The 18,425-nt window shown below is 63.6% G+C and carries 20 protein-coding genes and 2 pseudogenes; 1 reads left to right on the top strand and 21 read right to left on the bottom strand.

Annotation, left to right across the window (positions count from 1 at the left end):
* Positions 1-190: pseudogene (locus Q8K08_RS00295) on the bottom strand (ISKra4 family transposase); the annotation flags it as partial.
* Between the two features lie 110 nt (positions 191-300).
* Here Q8K08_RS00295 and Q8K08_RS00300 point away from each other — a divergent pair.
* Positions 301-1,290: a TniQ family protein gene (locus tag Q8K08_RS00300; protein WP_305248798.1), complete on the top strand. Its 990-nt coding sequence runs from the start codon at positions 301-303 to the stop codon at positions 1,288-1,290.
* A gap of 100 nt (positions 1,291-1,390) precedes the next feature.
* On the opposite strand, the pseudogene Q8K08_RS00305 reads toward Q8K08_RS00300, so the two are convergent.
* The 20 genes and pseudogenes from Q8K08_RS00305 to Q8K08_RS00400 all read right to left on the bottom strand — a co-directional run.
* Positions 1,391-1,942, bottom strand: a pseudogene (locus tag Q8K08_RS00305) (IS5 family transposase); the annotation flags it as partial.
* 100 nt (positions 1,943-2,042) lie between these two features.
* Positions 2,043-2,954 carry a hydrogenase nickel incorporation protein HypB gene (gene hypB, locus Q8K08_RS00310; protein ID WP_305248799.1) on the bottom strand — a complete coding sequence of 304 codons (912 nt, stop codon included), beginning with the start codon at positions 2,952-2,954 and terminating at the stop codon, positions 2,043-2,045.
* 44 nt (positions 2,955-2,998) lie between these two features.
* Positions 2,999-3,241, bottom strand: coding sequence for a hydrogenase/urease maturation nickel metallochaperone HypA (locus Q8K08_RS00315; RefSeq protein ID WP_305248800.1), 243 nt, complete (start codon positions 3,239-3,241; stop codon positions 2,999-3,001).
* 49 nt (positions 3,242-3,290) lie between these two features.
* On the bottom strand, positions 3,291-3,878 hold the full coding sequence (locus tag Q8K08_RS00320) for a HupE/UreJ family protein (protein ID WP_305248801.1): 588 nt from the start codon (positions 3,876-3,878) through the stop codon (positions 3,291-3,293).
* A gap of 30 nt (positions 3,879-3,908) precedes the next feature.
* On the bottom strand, positions 3,909-4,955 hold the full coding sequence (hypE, locus tag Q8K08_RS00325; RefSeq protein ID WP_305248802.1) for a hydrogenase expression/formation protein HypE: 1,047 nt from the start codon (positions 4,953-4,955) through the stop codon (positions 3,909-3,911).
* Positions 4,952-6,091 (bottom strand): hydrogenase formation protein HypD, encoded by a 1,140-nt coding sequence (gene hypD, locus Q8K08_RS00330; RefSeq protein ID WP_305248803.1) that lies wholly within the window; start codon positions 6,089-6,091, stop codon positions 4,952-4,954. Before hypD ends, hypE begins: the two co-directional genes overlap by 4 nt.
* Entirely contained in the window at positions 6,088-6,375 is a 288-nt protein-coding gene (gene hypC, locus Q8K08_RS00335; RefSeq protein ID WP_305248804.1) for a HypC/HybG/HupF family hydrogenase formation chaperone, read from the bottom strand. The genes hypD and hypC overlap by 4 nt, the downstream gene beginning before the upstream one ends.
* A complete protein-coding gene (gene hypF, locus Q8K08_RS00340) occupies positions 6,303-8,714 on the bottom strand; it encodes a carbamoyltransferase HypF (protein WP_305248805.1) in 2,412 nt (803 codons plus the stop codon). Before hypF ends, hypC begins: the two co-directional genes overlap by 73 nt.
* Positions 8,711-9,889 (bottom strand): NHL repeat-containing protein, encoded by a 1,179-nt coding sequence (locus Q8K08_RS00345; protein ID WP_305248806.1) that lies wholly within the window; start codon positions 9,887-9,889, stop codon positions 8,711-8,713. The genes hypF and Q8K08_RS00345 overlap by 4 nt, the downstream gene beginning before the upstream one ends.
* Complete coding sequence (locus tag Q8K08_RS00350; protein WP_305248807.1) at positions 9,886-10,758, bottom strand: NifU family protein; 873 nt, start codon at positions 10,756-10,758, stop codon at positions 9,886-9,888. Before Q8K08_RS00350 ends, Q8K08_RS00345 begins: the two co-directional genes overlap by 4 nt.
* 4 nt (positions 10,759-10,762) lie before the next feature.
* A complete protein-coding gene (locus tag Q8K08_RS00355) occupies positions 10,763-10,984 on the bottom strand; it encodes a hypothetical protein (RefSeq protein WP_305248808.1) in 222 nt (73 codons plus the stop codon).
* Between the two features lie 13 nt (positions 10,985-10,997).
* Positions 10,998-11,183: a hypothetical protein gene (locus Q8K08_RS00360; protein ID WP_305248809.1), complete on the bottom strand. Its 186-nt coding sequence runs from the start codon at positions 11,181-11,183 to the stop codon at positions 10,998-11,000.
* 35 nt (positions 11,184-11,218) lie between these two features.
* Positions 11,219-12,220 (bottom strand): hypothetical protein, encoded by a 1,002-nt coding sequence (locus Q8K08_RS00365; RefSeq protein ID WP_305248810.1) that lies wholly within the window; start codon positions 12,218-12,220, stop codon positions 11,219-11,221.
* Between the two features lie 84 nt (positions 12,221-12,304).
* Positions 12,305-12,631 carry a hypothetical protein gene (locus Q8K08_RS00370; RefSeq protein ID WP_305248811.1) on the bottom strand — a complete coding sequence of 109 codons (327 nt, stop codon included), beginning with the start codon at positions 12,629-12,631 and terminating at the stop codon, positions 12,305-12,307.
* Positions 12,628-13,104, bottom strand: coding sequence for a hydrogenase maturation protease (locus Q8K08_RS00375; RefSeq protein ID WP_305248812.1), 477 nt, complete (start codon positions 13,102-13,104; stop codon positions 12,628-12,630). The genes Q8K08_RS00370 and Q8K08_RS00375 overlap by 4 nt, the downstream gene beginning before the upstream one ends.
* The gene (locus tag Q8K08_RS00380) at positions 13,101-13,412 is read right to left on the bottom strand and encodes a hypothetical protein (protein ID WP_305248813.1); all 312 of its coding nucleotides are present in this window, start codon (positions 13,410-13,412) and stop codon (positions 13,101-13,103) included. The genes Q8K08_RS00375 and Q8K08_RS00380 overlap by 4 nt, the downstream gene beginning before the upstream one ends.
* Before the next feature lie 13 nt (positions 13,413-13,425).
* Positions 13,426-13,812: a hypothetical protein gene (locus Q8K08_RS00385; RefSeq protein ID WP_305248814.1), complete on the bottom strand. Its 387-nt coding sequence runs from the start codon at positions 13,810-13,812 to the stop codon at positions 13,426-13,428.
* A gap of 75 nt (positions 13,813-13,887) precedes the next feature.
* Complete coding sequence (locus Q8K08_RS00390) at positions 13,888-15,495, bottom strand: nickel-dependent hydrogenase large subunit (protein ID WP_305248815.1); 1,608 nt, start codon at positions 15,493-15,495, stop codon at positions 13,888-13,890.
* Positions 15,496-15,518: 23 nt separating this feature from the next.
* On the bottom strand, positions 15,519-16,481 hold the full coding sequence (locus tag Q8K08_RS00395) for a HupU protein (RefSeq protein ID WP_305248816.1): 963 nt from the start codon (positions 16,479-16,481) through the stop codon (positions 15,519-15,521).
* Positions 16,482-16,918: 437 nt separating this feature from the next.
* Positions 16,919-18,370, bottom strand: a complete 1,452-nt coding sequence (locus Q8K08_RS00400) for a sigma-54 dependent transcriptional regulator (protein ID WP_305248817.1) — start codon at positions 18,368-18,370, stop codon at positions 16,919-16,921.
* Between the last annotated feature and the right edge of the window lie 55 nt (positions 18,371-18,425).

The raw sequence follows: 18,425 nt of genomic DNA on the forward strand, positions 1-18,425 counted from the left end.
GAATGATCTCATCGACCTGATCGTAAAGGATTACCCTCTGGATCTGTTCGAGGATCCTTTTCCCATCCTCGAGGCGCAGCCCGATCCCGTCTGGGCAGGTCACCCGGTATGGTCGAGAAATGCCGTCAAGCTGATGAGTGCTCTTCTCCCCGTTGTCGAAGGTCGTTTCGATTGTAATCCGTACGTCCATGGCAGCCCCCCATACAAAGAGCTTACCTTAGCACAGGCCAGATCACCGACGACGACCCCCATGTTCTGTCCACTCCCTAATTAGGGACAACGCGACACCTGGCAACCGGTATGGACGAAGCACGCCTGGAACATCCCTCGCGTGCCCGCCTCTGCATTCGGGTGACCGTAAGACCGCTACCATTTCGACCGCCGCCTGCACACGATGAGCTTCTGTCGAGCTGGATCGGGCGGCTGGCGCAGGCCAATCATTGCTCCGCGGAAGAACTTTGCGGCTATCTCGGTCTGGGGCAGGGCAGGGTGCCGGAGCGTGAAAGTGACTTGCACACGGTGAACTGGGCCCGGCTATGTGAGGGGGTTCAGCGGATCCCTAATGAGATCGCCGCCATGACCCTCCCGGACACGGTGCATCATTCAGTGCGATGCGTTGCGCGCCATGACTTCCAGTATTGTCCCGGATGTGTGCAGAAAACGCCCGACCTGGTTCTTCGCCATTGGCGCTTCGCGTGGTCGCTGATCTGCAAGGCCTGTGGTCAGGCCCTCGCGGCGAAAAGTCCAGCCGGGGCTATATCAGATCGGCTTCTTGCGCGAGGAATTCGTGGCGCACAAGCATTGAAAACGGTTGTCGTGGCCAACGATCTCAGGCGGTTGCGCCGGATCGATTTGACCCTGCGTGTCGTATCGTTGCTCGGCGCCGGCCGCTCAGCGTCCGTCATTTCCGCCAATGCGCGCGAAAGGCTCATCGCGCTTGCAACGATCGGTGTCGGCATGACCCGTCCCTTGTTAGGTGCCGCCATCATCCTGCGAGGAAACGATCAGGTGGTCCGGGAGTTGCGCCGGGTCTTTCCTCGGCATCGCCGGGTGATTGAGAAGATCCGCCGATTGTCGCGGGACTTGGACCGGCGGCTTCCGGGACGGCGTGAGGCAGCGCATGTGCACAAGCAGGAAACACATGGAATAAGCCATCCCAGCAGTGCATCCGCGAGCGCTCTGCTGGCAGCGCGTCAGGCCATCTCCGAGCTCGGACCCAACGCAAATCGTCAAGCGCTTCTGACGCGTGCCGATGCAATCTGGAAGCGCTCAGATGGGTTAAAATCCTGAAGCGCCGGGCCTGTGGATGTATTGCAATTAAGGGTACAGAAATACCCCAAAATGTGCTGAATCCGCCGAATCTGATTTATTGGGGTACAGTGACACCCTCGGGGATCTGGTTGAGAAACTCCGGCAGAACCGGACTGTCACCATCGCTGCTGGGGGTAAACTCCACGGCGCGGATGTCCGAAGTGGCGGTATCCATGGCCAGATGCACCTTGCGCCATTGGCGGCGGCCCTGAATGACGTGCTTGCGGGCCTGCGATTCGCCGTCGCCGCGAAACTTGATCCCGGTGCTGCCCACCAGCAGGTTCAGCGGGCCGTCGACGCGCCGATACGGGATCTGGACGGCGAGCGTCTTCTACCTCCGGCACAAGGTCGTGTAATCCGGCACGGCCCAGTCCAGGTTCGCCATCTTCAGCAGGCTGGCCACCATCCCGGTGGTTTGCCGCAAGGGCAGCTTGAACAAAACCTTGATCGTCAGACAGAGCTGGATCGCGGCATCCGAGAACACCGCAGGGCGACCTGGGCCGCCGTCCGGCGGCGCGAGCCAGGTCATCTCCTTGTCCAGCCAGATCAGCAAAGACCCGCGCTTGCGCAGCGAGGCAGTGTAGCTGGACCAGTTCGTCGTGCGGTAGCGGGCGGGTGATGGCTTACTCATTCGGCCTGTCTAACCGCATGGATTCACGATGTGAATCCTAGGCAGACAGAGTTGTGCAACAACGCCCCACACGAAGAGATGTAGACCATTCGACGTGTCTTCAGATGGCATTGCGGAGCTGCATCAGCCTGTCCAACCATGTCTCGAGGTTCTGACCGGTCTTCGCCGACAGGCAGATGATTTCAGCCCCTGGATTCACGGCGCGAATGTTGTCGCAACAGGCTGCCTCGTCGAACCCGACATGCGGGGCAAGGTCCATCTTGTTCACGATGACGATCTTCACCGCCCGGAACATGTGCGGATATTTCAGCGGCTTGTCCTCGCCCTCGGTGGTCGAGATCACAGCGATCTTCATGGCTTCGCCAAGATCGAACATCGCCGGGCACACCAGGTTGCCGACGTTCTCAATCAGGAGAAGCGAGCCCGGTGCCGGGTTCAGCGCACGGGCGGCTTCGGCGACCATATCGGCTTCAAGATGGCACCCCGCACCGGTATTGACCTGGATCGCAGGCGCACCGGCGGCACGTATGCGGTCGGCGTCGTTTGTGGTCATCTGGTCGCCCTCGATGACCGAGATTGCCACCTGATCCTTCAGAGCCTTTATCGTTGCCTCCAGAAGGGCCGTCTTGCCCGACCCGGGAGAGGAGACGAAGTTCAGGGCAAGCACGCCACGCCCCTCGAACCAGCCGCGGTTGCGGGCGGCGATGGCGTCATTCTTTCCCAGGATTGCGGCCTCAAGCGCCACGACGCGGTTGTCGGTGCCGTGCCCGTGCCCGTGCCCGTGATCATGGATGTGGTCGTGATCGTGCGGGTGGTCATGGCTGTGGCTTTGCACATGGCCGTGCGCGTCGGCCTTGGAATGGCCGTGGTCACGCAGATGATCGTGGTGGTGCGTGTGGTCATGCAGATGGTCATGTGGCAGACCGTGGGCATGGGCGAAGGCATGCGCCTCGGCGAGAGATGAGGCGCGGTCGGACAATTTTCGCGTCACGCCGGTCTTGACGTCGGTCATCGAGACCTCACTGTTCGGATCGGCACAGCCGCAGACACCACACATCACGCTTCCTCCCTGATTTCGAAATCCCGCACGGTGAAGGTGTCGCCCTCGGCATCGATGAAGCCGAGGGTCGTCCCTGCCAGTGCGGTCTTTTCCGTCACGATATCCCAGCAGAACGCCAGCGCCCCCCGTTCGATGCAGGCGCGCGGCCCGATGGCGACCCGCACGCCCTTGATCGGGCGGCCGCGCGCATGTTCCTCAATGATGGCAGCGATGCTGCGCGCCATGCCAAGCTCATGCATGGGTCCAGTCCTTTTGTTGGGTTGGCGGGGATGGCCCCGCCAACAGCGGTCAGCCCATCAGGATCGCGGCACCAGCGACGGCACCCGCTGCACCCACCAGACGCCGGGAGTTCAGCGCAAGCCCGCCGCCAAGACGTTCCAGCGTCCTACCAAGCACGACCCCGGCCACATGGAGAAGCGCGGTCGCCACTACAAAGCCCACAGCGTAGCCAAGGAACGACCCGGAACCGCTTCCTTCAGCGCCATGCGCATGGCCGTGGAACACCGCGAACACCGCGACCAGCGCCATTGCAGGACCGACCGGCAGTTTCATCCCGAAGGCCACGGCAAGGCCCATGACGATGACCGAAAGCGCGATGGCCTGCTCGACCATCGGGAGCGGTGTTCCGAAGTACCCAAGTGCACCGCCCGCTACCATCGCAAGCACAAAGGCCGCTGGCACCGCCCAAAGCGAACGTCCGCCAAGCTGCGCCGCAAAGACCCCTACGGCGACCATCGCAAGCACATGGTCAAGGCCCGTCAGTGGGTGCAGAAAGCCGTGCATCGCGTCGATATGCGCGCCCGTTCCGGTATGGGCCATCGCCGCCGCGGGCAGCAGGGCAAGAATGGCGGCAAGGCCGCTAGTCAACTTTTTCATGATCGTCCCTCTCCTGTGTTTTCCATTTGGTCAGCAAATTCTGGGCAGTTGTTCACCCACCAGCATGTCGACGATACGTCCGCCGCCGAAAACGGTCTTCATGATGACAGTGCGCGGATGAGCGGTGGTGGCGCGCCCGATGACGCGGGCCCCGCGCCCCGCCTCGGTCGCCTGCATGGCGCAGAGCGCGGCCTCGGCCTGATCGGGGGGCACGAACAGCACTAGCGTCCCCTCATTGGCCAGATAGAGCGGATCAAGGCCAAGGATTTCGCAAACCCCTTTCACCTCGGCGCGCAAGGGCAGGTCGGCCTCCATGATCTCGACCCCCACACCCGCCGCATCGGCGATCTCATTGAGGGCCGAGGCGAGGCCGCCGCGCGTGGCATCGCGAGCGCAGCGCACGGCGGGGGCTGCGGCCAAAACCGCTTCCATCAGGCGATTGAGCGGTTGGCAGTCGGACTGGATATCCGTCGTCAAAGCCATATCGCCGCGCGCGGCAAGGATCGCCGCGCCATGGTCGCCGAGCACACCGTTCACGATAGCCACATCGCCGGGCTGCACCGAGGACGCGATCAGGGTGCGCCCCGGCGGGATCACCCCGACACCGGAGGTCGTCACGAACACCCCATCGCCCGAGCCTTTGCCGACGACCTTGGTATCACCGGTCACGATCCGCACGCCTGCTGCCTCGGCAGCCCTTTGCATCGAGGCCGCAATCCGGCGAAGTATGGTGATCGGCACGCCTTCCTCGATGATAAAGGCGGCCGAAAGCCACAACGGCCGCGCGCCGCCGACGACCAGGTCGTTGACCGTGCCGCAGACCGCGATGGTGCCGATGTCGCCGCCGGGAAACTCCATCGGCGAGACGACGAAACTGTCGGTGGTGAAGGCAAGCTGGGCGCCCGGCTCCAGCAGGGAAGGATGCATCAGTCGAGCCTGATCCTCCATCCCCGGCGGCGCGAAGACCGAGGTGAACACATCCTCAATCAGATCGCGCATTGCCTTGCCGCCGCCGCCGTGGGCCAGCGTCACCCGGTCGGCAACTACGCGACGGGGGGGGCGCAACTGCTGGTTCACAGCGCCTCCTCCAACCGCAGCCCGCCATACTGGTAGTAAGCCGCACAGGCGCCTTCGGAACTGACCATCAGCGCGCCGAGCGGCATCTCGGGCGTGCAGCCCTTGCCGAACTGCGGGCAGGCATGCGGCTTGATCCGGCCCGTCATCACGTCACCGCAGCGGCAGCCATCAGGTTCGGCGACCATGCGCGGACCCTTGCCGTAGCCGACCCCGAACTTGACCTCGGCATCCCAAGCAGCATAGGCGGGGCGGATGCGCACGCCGCTTGCATCGATCTCGCCCAAGCCGCGCCATTCGAAACTGGGCCTCGGCTCATAGACCTCGGCGCAGGCCGCAAGCGAGACTGGGTTGCCGTCATCCGGGACGACGCGGGAGTACTGATTTTCCACCTCGGCGCGGCCGTCACGGATCTGCTCCAGCACCATCAGCACCGATTGAAGCAAATCCAGGGGCTCGAACCCCGCCACTACGATAGGCTTGCCATAGTCACGGGCGATGAAGTCATACGGTCGCACCCCGATCACCATCGAGACATGACCCGGCCCGACAAAGCCGTCGAGAATCATGTGCGGATCGTCGAGCAGCGCCTTGATCGGCGGCGGCACGGTGATGTGGTTGCAGAAGACCGAAAAATTGGTCTGGTTGTCCGCTGCTGCCTGCAAGATCGTCAGCGCAGTCGAGGGCGTAGTTGTCTCGAACCCGAGGCCGAAGAAGACTACCTCGCGGTCGGGGTGGCGCCGAGCTAGTTCCAGTGCGTCGAGCGGCGAATATACCATACGGATGTCGGCGCCGTCGGCCTTGGCCTGGATCAGCGACTTGCGATGCCCCGGCACCCGCATCGCGTCGCCGAAGGTGGTCATGATGACGCCCGGCCGTTCTGCGATCTCGACGCATTCGTCGATCCGGCTCATCGGCAGCACGCAGACCGGGCAGCCCGGTCCGTGGATGAACTCAAGCCCTGGCGGCGTCAGTTTGTCGAGGCCATAGCGAAAGATCGCATGGGTGTGGCCGCCGCAGATCTCCATGATATGGACGGGCTTTTCCTTGGTCGCGCCAATTTCGTCGGTGACACGGGCGATGGCGGCTAGGACGCCGCGTGCAGCGACAGGATCGCGGAATTCATCTGCGTAGTTCATGATGCCAGCATCCTTTCCGAGGCCTGCATCGCCTCGATCTCGACCTGCGCCTCTCCAAGCTGGCGCAGCACGTCCAGGGTCAGCGCCGCTTCTTCCTCGTTGATTCGGCTCATGGCAAAGCCGACATGGATCAGCGACCAAGTGCCGATCAGCGCTTCGATCGGCTCATCCTTCAGGATGCAGGCGACATTGACCTGACGGCGGACGCCCATCACCTCGACGGTAGCGAGCTTTCGGCGGGCATCGGCGATTGCGACAATCCTGCCCGGGATTCCAAGGCACATGGGGCTTCCTCCGTTTGGCTGACGGCCAGGGCCACAACGGCCTGGCCCAGGGCTAGTCCCCCGTCATTCGCGGGGATTCGGGCGTGGCTGAGTACGGTCAGCCCGCGGGCTTCGAGCCCACGGTGGACCAGAGAAAACAAGGTCGCATTCTGGAAAACGCCGCCCGAAAGGGCGACGGTGTCAATCGCCGTATCTTCGGTGATGCGCTCGGCCATCCGGACAACGGCCTGCGCCAGCCCACGATGAAAGCGGGCCGCGATGACACCGATCGGGGTGGCAAGGATCAGATCGCCGAGCATTGCCCGCCAGACCGCCAGCGGCTCGATATAGGGCATGCCCTTGCCCCCGGTCAGGGGAATGCTGAACGGATAGGCCAGGTCCTCCGGCTCGTTCATCGCATCTGCGTCGATCACCGCCTCAAACCGCATCGCCGCCTCGCCCTCGTAGTCCTGCCTGTCCCATGCCAGGCCCGCAATGGCCGCGGCGGCATCGAAGAGGCGGCCGCAGGACGTCGACATCGGTGAATTGGTGCCGCTGGCAATCATCGCATCCAGCGTCGCGCGCGGCGCCGCCGAAAGCCTGCGGAAGATCTCGAGCCCGTCGAAGTTCATCGCGAACTCGGCCCAGCCCACTTCCGCCATCAGATGCGCATAGGCATTGCGCCATGGCTCGCGGACCGCCGCCGCCCCGCCGGGCAACGCCACCGGCTTGCAGGAGCCGACCCGCGCATAACGGCGATAGTCGCAGGCCAGGAACTCTCCGCCCCAGATCGTGCCGTCATCGCCAAGGCCGCTGCCGTCAAGTGCGACGCCAAGGACCGGGGGCGCATCCAGCGGGCGACCGTTCTCGGCCAGACAGGCGGCGATATGGGCATGGTGGTGCTGCACCGCGATCACCGGTCGGTCCCCGGCCAGCGCCCGCCCGGCCTGGGTGGACAGGTATTGTGGATGCCGGTCGACCGCAATCACGCCCGGCGCATGGTCGTAAAGCCGGGTGTAGAGCGACAGGTTCCGCGCCGCATCGGCATGGGTGGCGGCATCCTCCAGATCGCCCATGTGTTGCGACAGGATCGCCTGGCCGTCTTTGACGAGGCAGAAGGTGTTCTTCAGCTCTCCTCCCATTGCCAACACCTGCGCCTTGCGAGAAAAACCCGGCGGCAGTGGCAGGCCAGCCGGAGCAAAGCCGCGCGCCCGGCGCAAGACGCGCAGCCGGCCAAGGTCCACCCGCACCACGGAATCGTCGATGCGGTTGGCAATCTCGCGGTCGTGCAGGCAGGCAAAGTCGGCGATGGCGGGCAGCCGGTCGCGGGTTTCCTGATTGCCGGTGCATTGCGGCTGACCCGAAGGATTGCCACTGGTCATCACGACGGGACGGCCGATCCTGCGCAGGATCAGGTGGTAAAACGGCGTGTAGGGTAGCATCACGCCCAGCCGGTCCAGCCCCGGCGCGATGGCGTCGGGCAAGGCGTTCGGCAGCGACTTCAACAACACGATCGGCGCTTCGGGGCCGGAAAGGGCCTCGGCTTCGGCCTCAGAGACTTCGCAGAATTCGCGCACCACGCCCAGATCGCGGGCCATCAGCGCAAAGGCCTTGCCCTTGCGCCCCTTGCGGCGTCGCAGTTCGGCGACGGTGGCGGCATTGGTCGCGTCGCAAGCCAGATGCACGCCGCCCAGGCCCCGGATCGCGACGATATGGCCGTTCAGGATCATGCCGCCGGTGGCGTCGATGTCATCGAGCATCGAGAAGGCTTCGTGGTTCACCGCGCCGGGGCCCAGCTTCTCGATCCAGATCTGCGGGCCGCAGCGGCCGCAGGCGACCGGCTGGGCGTGAAAACGCCGGTCTGCGGGGTCGGCATACTCACCCGCGCAGATCTCGCACAGATCAAACGGGGCCATCGTCGTCCGCGCCCGGTCATAGGGTGCGCCATGCACGATAGAAAAGCGTGGGCCGCAATTGGTGCAGTTGGTGAAAGGATAGCGGTAGCGGTGCTGGAACGGATCTCGGATCTCGGCCAGGCAATCAGGGCAAGTCGCGGCGTCCGGCGTCACTGAGCCGCGCATCGTGCCGGCCGCCTCCGAGGCGACGATGGCAAAGCCCGCAGGCGGTGCATCCTCCAGCGGCTCGACGCGCAGCTCCTCGATCCGAGCCAGCGCCGGCAGGGCGGCGCGCAGCCTGCCGGGAAAGCTGTCCAGCCCCTCGCCCCAGAGCCGGATTACCACCCCTTCAGACGTATTCTTGACGTCGCCTGCCAGCCCCATCTCGCGCGCCAGCCGCCAGACCGTCGGCCGGAAGCCGACACCCTGAACTTGCCCCCGCACGGTCAGGCGCGCCCCGGTCATGTCGCGGCCTCCCAAATCAAAACGCGATTGTTACCGCTGTCGGCCACTGCCACCGTGCTTCCGCGAACGGACAAGCCGTAGGGCCAGCACAGGCTGTCGCGCGAGGCCAGTCCCCAGCGGTTGTCGCCCTTGGAGGCGAAATCAGGCTGGCCAGTCAGCCGGTCGGCCTCGGCCGCAAAGCCGGTCTCGCTGAAGCCCAGTATCCGCGAATTGGCGGTATCCCCGACAATCAGCCGGTCGCACAGCACCCCGAGCGCATAGGGCATGTTGACTGCCAGCGACGACGGGTAATAGGCACCGCGGTTCAGGTCGCAATCGGTCATCCCCGCCTGGCCAACAAGCGCATCGGCAGGCTGACCATTGGCCTGGGGAAAACCGGACCAGACCATGACCCGGTTGTTGCCCGCATCCGCCACCGCCAGCCCGCGGCGCCAGCCGCTGGCCATATGTGGCCAGCGCATTGAGCCCGCCGCGACTGGCCCACCGCCATTCTCGTCGCGGCAGGTGAAACTGTCCTGCCCCAGCACCAGATCGGCAGGTTGCCCGGTTTCGACCGGGTCGTTCCAGACAAGCAGGCGGCGGTTGCCGGTGTCGCAGACAACCAGCCTGCCGTCGATCTCGGACAGGCCATAGGGCCAGTGCAGCGTCGCGGCAGTCGGCGCATCTGCGCCGCGATTGGCCAGCGCCGACCCCGCATCGGCCTGACCGAGCACGAAGTCGGCCGGACTGTCCGGGCCTTCGGGCAGGCGGTGCCAGATCAGCACCCGGTGATTCCAGGCATCCGCCACCGCCAGGCCGCCGCGAAAGGCGGAGATGCCGGTGGGGACGTTCAGCGTGGCTGCCGTCACCGGCCCCTTGGCATTGCGTCCTTCGCGGCCGAAAGCGGGCTGGCCGAACAGGATATCGGCCGACTGATCGTCACGGTCCGGCAGCTTGCGCCAGCCCAGAAGGCGGTGGTGCCCGGTATCGGCGACCCAGAACGAGCCGTCGGGGTGCAAGCAAACCCCACGCGGTCCAAACATTCGATGCGCGGCGGGCGTGATCGGGTCGGCCAACATTCCGCCATCCGATCCCAGGATCACCCGCGCGCCCTCAGGGTCCAGCAGTGGCGCTCCGAGTGTCACCGTGCCCTCGGCCTTGATCGGTGAGAAGGAGGGCGACAGCGATATTTTCATGGCACGATCCTGACCTGGATGCGCGAGCCGATGACCCGGACTGCGTGAGCATGCAACTGCACCTCTGGCGCGGTCAGGCACTCACCGCTTTCCAGCGCATAGCGAAAACCATGCCACGGGCAGGTTAGGATGCCCGCCTCGACGGCACCCTCGGTCATCTCTAGACCCATGTGCGCACAAGCGTTGCGAAAGCACGTCACCAGATCACCTTGGCGCGCAAAGATGACTGACTCGCCGCCGACGGTCTCGAACAGCGTTGTGCCATCTGGCAACTTCGCCAGATCGAGCGCGTTGATCCAGCTGCCCCCCAGAGTCTCTGCAAAGGGCGAGGTGAAATGCACCGTGTCGGCGCCACCACCGCCCAGCCCCTTGACTTGGCGTACCTCGGTGATTTCGGGGACATGGTCCTCGATGGCCTTCTTGACACCGGCATAGAAGGTAAGCTGCGAGGCCGGGCAGCCGTCACAGGCACCCAGAAACCGGATCTCGGCGCGGTTGCCCTCGACCGAGGCAACCTCGGCGTTGCCACCATGGCTTGCCAGCATCGGTCGCACCGTCTCGAGCGCGGCCTCCACCCGTTCATGCAGCGATGGTTTCAGGATTCCGTGCCGGCGCAGGACGGCATAGACGACCTCATCGTTCGCCGCCTCGGCCAGCGCCTTGCCAAAGCCGTCGCGGGACTTCAGCGTTCGGATCATTCGTCGGAACGCTTCGGCATTCAACGCGTCAATCGCCGCAGCCTGAGCCTTGGCCCCCATACGCGCCGCATCGTCCCACCCGTCGGCCAGTGCCTCGAGCGCGCGAAGATCGCCCAACAACCGGTCGAGGCCGGGTCGATCACTCTGCTCTGGGGCGCCGCTGTCTGGCATCGGATTACGCGTACTTCACGTTTCTGAGGAGGAAGGGCTGGATCAATCCGGACACGCCACCTGCGGCAAGTGCTGCCGCCCAGACCGGGGCGATCTGACCGACACCGACGCCGACCACGATCCCCACAAGGGAACCGAGCGCGAACTGGAGAGTCACTTGCCCATTGTTCTTGAACAATTTTCCAGCAAAGAACTGCTTTGCGGAACTCATGGCCATGCCAAACATGTGCGCTCCTCCCTCAGATCAGCGACAAAACAACGACGGTCGCGACGACAGCCGCCCCACCAGCGATCGCGCCGTAAAGGCCGCCCATATAGGCGGCGAGTTCCGTCCCGAGAGCGGATTTCCCGACTGCGACGCCGCCCACGGCTCCAGCGAGCAGCGCGGCAAGGCATCCTGCGGCCAATGCAGCAAATGTGATCAAGCGATAGCCTCCTTCTTCGGGTTTGTTTGGTGTAGTCAGTGCCTGGCGTCGGACGCGAATGCGCCGTGCGGCGCAAGGTGCGACGACAGTTCGATAATCGCATCGGCGACAGCTTGCGCCTTGTCTTCGGCACCGCGGGCGGCGAAAATGCCCTTCGCTTCGCGCAACAGCGCAACCGCCTCGGCCACGTTGCGTGGATTGCCCGCCTCGGGGTTCGCGGGATCGTCGGGCAGGTTTGCCATGCAGTTCGCCTTGTTGGCGATGGTGTTGGCATAGCCCTCCGGCATGTCGCGCAGGGTGCGCACCTTCAAGGCTTCGTCATAGGCCTCAAGCGCGCGAAAGCCGTTCTCGACCCGGTGCGCGGATGACACATATTGCAGCGCATTGCCGAGGTTGTTCTGGAGCATGGCATACTCGACCGGCTGGTCGATCAGGGTGACGACGCGCAACGCTTCCTCGAACGCCTGAACCGCCAGCGCCTCCCGCATCTTGCCGGAGTCTTCGGTAAAGGGCATCGACAGGAAGGCCGTCGCCAGATTGTTCTGCAGGATCGCGAATTCCTTGGGAAAGGCAGTCCGGTCAAAGGTGCGCAGGGCGCGCTGATACGCACTGATCGCGGGCTGAATCGGGGCGAGCCCCATCCCCGCCATGGTCTGGCAGATCAGCCCGAGGTTCATCTCGGCTTCGGCGATCTCTGCATCCGATCCCTCTGCTGTCAGAGTGGCAATGGCCGTCGTCATTTCTGACCGCGCCGCCTTGATGGCCTCTGCGTCGCTGGCAGGCACTGCCATCAGCGCGGTCGATAGCCGCGCGCGGATGCGGGCGGCACCCAATGATTCGACTGCCGGCACCAGCGCGATTGCCCGCCGATAAAGATCGACGGCCGCGTGCAGGTCTTCGGGGTCGCGCGGAGCCTGTTGCAGGCCCATGGCGATTTCCATCAGCATCTGCGCCTTGTCAGAATTGGATGCGTCTGCATCCTCAACCGCTGCAAGAGCCGCATCGACCTGTTGCTTTGTCCGACTTGTTGCGACCACCGATTCCTCCCTGCGCGACTCGAACGGTCGCTTCATCCCCCTGTCACACTAGAGCATTCACCGCGCGGCTGTCTACCTGCTTACTTATCTGGAAACTAACTTTGCTAAATCGCCGGGGATCGGAGCGCAGAGAGCGCACATCTCTGTATTCCAGTGTACTGGCAAGTCGAACACCGTCATGCCAAGCAGCCCCTGGTCCTGAAACACATCGCGCGCCTGCGCGACGCGGTCGCCAGCGACGTTGCGAAGTTTTAGTAAGCAGCCGCCCGCGGTCGCATGATGCACCGGCAGAACCATCAGCGTCTGGTCCCGGATCAGCACTACAACCGCCGCAACACCCTGAAGATAGGTCTCGACAACCGACGCCGGCAGATAGACAGACCCGTCACGGACGGCGATGCCACTGCTCATGTGGAAGTCCAGTGTTGCAGCAGGTTTGTCACCTTGTTTGCAACAAGCTCGACTGCAGTGGCAACCTTAGGGCTGAGAGACAAGCCAAGAGCGAGTGTCTCGGCCTCGATCAGGAAGACCGTCACAAAGGCGGGAAACGCATCGCCATATATGCGCTGCCCGGCATAGATCGCGTTGTCCCAGCGAAACTCGTGCAGGCCCGCTCCGCGCGCCGGAGGTGCGGCAAGAACCTCGCCCGGCACTTCGTAGACCGAACCAGGTGTTCCCATGGGAACCCGCGCGTCCACAATTGCCAGATGGGTGGCGCCCCGCGCTTTGTAGATCACGGCCATACCGTCGGTGCCAACGTCAAAAAAACGAACCCCCGGTGGGAATTGACGGCTGCGAAGCAGGTCAATCACCGCAGGTCCGGCCCCGTCGTCGCTACGGTTGGGATTTCCGCAGCCAAGAACGATGATTTGAGGTTCGATCAAATCCTCCACAACCTGCAGGACCACTCGGGCTCGACCGGAAGCATCAGCTCGGGAAGATCACAGAACCTTGCGTGGACCTTGTAGTACATGCAGGTCTCGCAAGGTTGCGGCATGCCCTCAGCATCGATCGTGTGGTCAGTAAAACCCCCAATCACCAGCTTCTTGTCGAGATCTTCGCCGGCTTCGACCTGAAGTCGGTTGACGATGGCGTTGACCTCTTCGCTTGTTCCGGCCCGTGGCCAGACCTCTGTCTTGAGCCCCGCCGAGAGTCGGTCGGCGATTGAGCGACGCAACGCATCCATGTCCATAGTGCGTGGCCTTTCAAATGCGCCAGAGCCTGCACCACCAGTCCGGTTTGGCAGGCAGGTTGAGTTCGGGCAGGTCGCACCAGCGCCGGTGCACCAGATAATACATGCATTCCTGACAGCGCATCCGGTCCGGTCCGTAAGGCTCCAGAAGCCATCCCGAGATCACCAGTTTCTGGCGCAGCTCGTCAGCGCTCAGCGGCCGCAGGATGTCCAGAAGCTTGCCGAACTCGCGGTCGGTCTCCGGGAACGGTTCAACCTCGGTCACTAGCCCGTCGAAGAACATGTCCTCGATCATGCGCAGCAAGAGGTCATGATCGGCATCGGCCGGAGAAAGGCCGTAGCGTTCTGTGAAGTATTTCGTGTCCCGCGCCGTGGCAACGGCATCCATTTGTTCTCTCATGACGGCCTCCCCACCGGTGTGCGTTTCCCCCGAAACGATCCCGCCACAGTGCGGGACCGTTTCGGGGGGGCTGGGTCAGGCGGTGCGGAAACGGGCCAGCTCGTGGCCGGTTTCGCCATCATGGGCGTGTACGGTGCAAACGAGGCAGCTGTCATAGGACCGGCAGACATGGCCAACCTCGACGGGGTCGTGCTTGTTCTTGATCGGGGTACCGAGCAAGGCTTCTTCAATCGGGCCGCGTTGTCCGTCTGCAGACCGCGGACCGACGTTCCACGTCGTCGGCGCGATGATCTGGTAGTTCGCGATCTTGCCGTTCTTCACTTCGATCCAGTGGCACAGCGCGCCACGGATCGCTTCGGTTGCACCCCAGCCTTTGCCGTCCCGTTCAGTCGGCTTGATGTACCACTCGTCGTTCAGGCGGAACTCGCGCAGGATGCGCTCGGCCTCGCGATAGAGGATGCAGAGTTCGTGCATCCGCGCGAAGTGCCGCAGCATGATCGAGGCGCCGCCCATCTTGCGGTACATATCCAGCACAAGACCATCGGAATGCTGGAATGCCTGCCCGGTCGTGTTGCCGGCGATCAGGCGCCGTGCCAGCGGACCTGCCTCCAGCGCCCCGCTTTCGGCATGCCGCACGGCGGTGCTCCAGGAGTACTTGCCCGTCGGGTCGACAGTGTTCTTCGCGATCGGCTTCGTCGTACGATCGAACGGGTGCTTGGCCGACCCACCCTCGTCATACCAGGCGTGGGTCGTATCCTCACGGGTGAAGATATGCTCCATCGGGCCGAACGTGTCGGTGGCACCGTCATAGGTGCCTGCCTTCATGATTACGGCACCCGAACGGCTGTCAATCGTCGGCTTGTTGTACTTGTCTTCGTGGGGCAGGTAGCCCCAGGTCACGAACTTGCCGTGGCCCTTGCCATAGTGCTGCAGCCCGATCTCTTTCGACATGCGCCAGAACAAGCCCAGATCCGAATTCGCGTGTTTCGGGCTTTCGTCAAGCCAGGCCTCGAACTGTTCGAGGGTCTGGATTTCCTCGTAACGCTCGATGGAACAGCCCAGCCAAAGCGGTTCGATCCAGTTCTGGCGGAAATGTTCCAGGATCGCCCAGGCGCGCGTCACGTCGGTCAGGGTCGGCGCGCACATCACGCCGCCCGGCACCATGAAGGACGAATGCGGCCACTGCCCGCCCAGAAGCGCATAGATCTCGACCGGACGGCCCGAGATCGTAACGCCCGCCTCGTACGAGGTGCCGGTAAAGGGCGAATAGCGCTTGACCGCTTCCTCGTAGAACGGACTCGCCGCATAATTGGCGTTGGTATAGTCGATCATGAAGAGGCCGTAGTGGTGGCGCGGCAAGGATTGCAGCGACTCCACGATCTGGCCCAGGTTGCGCGCCAGGATCGCGTTGCGTGGCACGGTCGTGCCCCAGGCGGTGTCCAGCGCCCAGGCGGCGCAGGTCAGGTGCGAGGCACCGCAGATGCCGCAGGCGCGCGGCGTCACCACGAGGCCGGCCTGCGGGTCCTTGTCCTTCAGGATCACCTCGAAGCCGCGGAACAGTTCCGCATGCGTCCAGGCATTGGTCACAACCCCGTCCTGGATATCAACGCGCACGTCGAGATCGCCTTCGACGCGGCCAACCGGGGAGATGTCGAGAGTCTCGACACTGGATAGTGCTGTCATTTTCAGTTCCTCCCTGAACGGGGTTATACGACGAAGATGTCTTCTTCGGCCCATTTGGGGGCCATGCCCTTGGCGGCGGCGGTCAGCTTGATGTAGCCGACCTTGTCCACGCCGGTCGGCATGTCCTTGGGCACCCCCATCATCGTCTGGGTCTTGAAGACGGTGCCGGGGTTCAGATCGAAGAAGGGAAACTCGGGTTCGGTGCAGCCAAGGCAAGGCATGCCGGCCCGGGTCTTCGACGAGTGGCGGTTCCACAGGATGCGGTTGCAGGGGCTGTGCGTCATCGGTCCGCGACAGCCCAGATCGTAGAACAGGCAGCCCTTGCGCTGCCCGAAGGCGGTGGTCGAGACCTTGTAGGCGAAGTGCATGTTGCGGGTGCAACCGGTCTGGGTGAAGGACGAAAAGAACGTCTTCGGCCGGTGAAACTCGTCAAGGGTCAGATCGCCCGCACGGCCCGTTGCGACCGCGACCAGGATCTGCGTGACCCAGTCGGGATGCGCCGGGCAACCCGGAATGTTGATGACCGGCAGGCCCGATTTCGCCTTGAAGTTGGTGCCGAGCGAGCCGCCCTTGGCACGCTTGAGAAATTGCAGGCCGACACTTTCGGTCGGGTTCGGCGCCATCGCCGGGATGCCGCCATAGGTGGCGCAGTCACCGATCGCCACCACGAAATCCGCCGCTTCCGACAGTTCCTTGACCCATTCCTTCATCGGGCGGCCACAAAAGCGGTTCCACTCGCCAGTGCCGTTCGGGGCGTTCACGACGCTGCCCTCGAACACGAAGATGTCGAGCTTGATCTCGCCCGAAATGCACTTCTTCAGGATGGTCTTGACGTTCTCGCCCAGCTCCAGGCCCAGCGAGGGCTGCCACAGGATGTTGATGCCGAAATCGGTCACCAGGTCACACGCGCTCGGTTCCTCGGCATTGAGAAACGACATCGTGTTCCCCGAGCACGCACCACCTTGCAGCCAAAGCAGATTGGCCATTCTTTTCCTCCCTCTCGTTGAGCTGCCTTGGCCTCCCAGCCAGCGGTAGCGATCCGGTCGACTCTTGTATACAAGCCGATCCATGAACCGCGAGGTTACGGCCCAAGGCCCGCATCCCGAAATCAACTTGCGGCCCGGCACGGCCTAATGCGTGAAACAAACTGCATACTGTAAACTTGGTTTGCAGTCCTGCCGGCCTGATCAGCAGCGGCCGCCGCAAGACGGGCAGCGTGCCTCGCCAAAATGACTGTACCAGACCCCGCCGCAACGGTCGCACCAGTGTCCCTTCGGATTCAACGCGACAGGTCCAAGTGCCTTGGAGAGTGGGGTCAGGCCCAGGTTTCGGACTGGAGCCTGCGCTTTTGGCCAACGCTTGCTCGGACCCGGAAAGGCAACGACATGGGCCCGAGAGGGGTCATCAGAATCGCTTTCCTCTGTCATGCCCGCCGCTCCCGCTGGATATCGTAGCGCCTGATCTTGTTGGCCAGGCCGACGCGCGACAACCCCAGATCGGCGGCGACCTTGCTCTGGTTCCACTGGTGGCGGTCCAGCGCACGCTCGACCACCGAGCGTTCGACCTGCTCCACGATCTCCTTGAGGCTGCCCCCGGAGGTCAGCGCCGGCAAGGGGCCGCGCTCGTGCACCGGGGTCTTCGAGATCTTGTCGGACAGGTGTCGGAAGGCGATATAGCCACCCTGCTCGGCCACCGCGACCATGCGCTGCACCTCGGTCTCCAGTTCCCGCACGTTGCCGGGAAAGGGATAGGCCTCCAGCCGCTGCAGCGCGTCCGCCGTGATCCCCAGCACGCGGCGGCCGACGACACCGGCATATTTCTCGACGAAAAAGCGGGTCAGCACCGGAATGTCCTCGGGGCGTTCGGCCAGCGACGGCACGTTCAGCTGGAACCCGCGCAGCCGGTAGTAGAGGTCGCGCCGGAAGCTGCCCTTCTCGACCAGCCGTTCCAGCGGCTTGTTCGACGCCGCGAGGATGCGCACATCGCTGTGCAGCATGGTGTCCGAACCCAAGGGCTTCACCTCGCCCTCCTGCAGGAACCGCAGAAGCGCGATCTGGAATTGCGGCGAGATGTCGGACACCTCGTCCAGCAGGATCGTGCCGCCATCCGCCGCGCGGAACAGCCCCAGCCGGTCCGAGATCGCACCGGGAAAGGCACCGCGGACATGGCCGAAAAGCTCGGAGTGCAACACGTTCTCGGCGATGCCGCCGCAGTTCTGCACCAGCATCGCCGCCTTGCGCCGCGGCGAGTTGAAATGGATCGCGCGGGCCAGAAGCTCCTTGCCGGTGCCGGTGTCGCCCTGGATCAGCACCGGCATACTGGTCTTCGCAGCCATTTGCGCCTCGGAGACCAGTTCAGTCATCTTCGGACTGACGAAGACCAGCCGCTCGAACTGCGAATAGCCTCCCTGAACAAAGTTTTCCTGCACGCCATGGAAGATGTCGTCGTCGAGCGAAAGCTTCAGCTCGCGACTCAGGATACGGTGACGCCGCGACAGTTCGGCCTGTTCAAGCGCCCGCTTCGCAACAAGGCCAAGCTGCATCGCCTCTACCGGTTTGAACAGAAACAAGTACGAAGCCGTCCGGTTTGCGAGTTCGTGGCCGGACCTGACCTTCTCGCGGTCAAGAAGGAGGATGCGCGTACACGAGGTATGTGCCAGGCGTGACCGCAACAGCGCGCTTTCGTCCTGGGAAACTTCGTCGCTGCAGTCGTAAAGAAAGAGGTTTACATTCACTTCTTCAAGCCGGCGGATCGCTGACCTGTCGTCCTCGCTGAAGATGAGACGATATCCGTCGGCTTCACTTAGCGCGCGCGATATCCCCTCGAGCACGGCCGGGTCGGTCGACTTCACAAGAACCGTCTGAAAAGTGGCCAAACCACGTTCTCCGTTGCAAGACTGCTAAGAAACTTTACGTTCTGTCTGCAGACTT

The organism is Pseudotabrizicola sp., from assembly GCF_030684215.1.
Taxonomy (GTDB): Bacteria; Pseudomonadota; Alphaproteobacteria; order Rhodobacterales; family Rhodobacteraceae; genus Pseudotabrizicola.

Bases quoted from the DNA above. Each gene is read 5' to 3' on its own strand.
- Q8K08_RS00300 (WP_305248798.1), top strand. From the start codon at position 301: ATGGACGAAGCACGCCTGGAACATCCCTCGCGTGCCCGCCTCTGCATT.
- hypB (WP_305248799.1), bottom strand. From the start codon at position 2,954: ATGACCGACGTCAAGACCGGCGTGACGCGAAAATTGTCCGACCGCGCC.
- Q8K08_RS00315 (WP_305248800.1), bottom strand. From the start codon at position 3,241: ATGCATGAGCTTGGCATGGCGCGCAGCATCGCTGCCATCATTGAGGAA.
- Q8K08_RS00320 (WP_305248801.1), bottom strand. From the start codon at position 3,878: ATGAAAAAGTTGACTAGCGGCCTTGCCGCCATTCTTGCCCTGCTGCCC.
- hypD (WP_305248803.1), bottom strand. From the start codon at position 6,091: ATGAACTACGCAGATGAATTCCGCGATCCTGTCGCTGCACGCGGCGTC.
- hypC (WP_305248804.1), bottom strand. From the start codon at position 6,375: ATGTGCCTTGGAATCCCGGGCAGGATTGTCGCAATCGCCGATGCCCGC.
- hypF (WP_305248805.1), bottom strand. From the start codon at position 8,714: ATGACCGGGGCGCGCCTGACCGTGCGGGGGCAAGTTCAGGGTGTCGGC.
- Q8K08_RS00345 (WP_305248806.1), bottom strand. From the start codon at position 9,889: ATGAAAATATCGCTGTCGCCCTCCTTCTCACCGATCAAGGCCGAGGGC.
- Q8K08_RS00350 (WP_305248807.1), bottom strand. From the start codon at position 10,758: ATGCCAGACAGCGGCGCCCCAGAGCAGAGTGATCGACCCGGCCTCGAC.
- Q8K08_RS00355 (WP_305248808.1), bottom strand. From the start codon at position 10,984: ATGTTTGGCATGGCCATGAGTTCCGCAAAGCAGTTCTTTGCTGGAAAA.
- Q8K08_RS00370 (WP_305248811.1), bottom strand. From the start codon at position 12,631: ATGAGCAGTGGCATCGCCGTCCGTGACGGGTCTGTCTATCTGCCGGCG.
- Q8K08_RS00380 (WP_305248813.1), bottom strand. From the start codon at position 13,412: ATGGACATGGATGCGTTGCGTCGCTCAATCGCCGACCGACTCTCGGCG.
- Q8K08_RS00385 (WP_305248814.1), bottom strand. From the start codon at position 13,812: ATGAGAGAACAAATGGATGCCGTTGCCACGGCGCGGGACACGAAATAC.
- Q8K08_RS00390 (WP_305248815.1), bottom strand. From the start codon at position 15,495: ATGACAGCACTATCCAGTGTCGAGACTCTCGACATCTCCCCGGTTGGC.
- Q8K08_RS00395 (WP_305248816.1), bottom strand. From the start codon at position 16,481: ATGGCCAATCTGCTTTGGCTGCAAGGTGGTGCGTGCTCGGGGAACACG.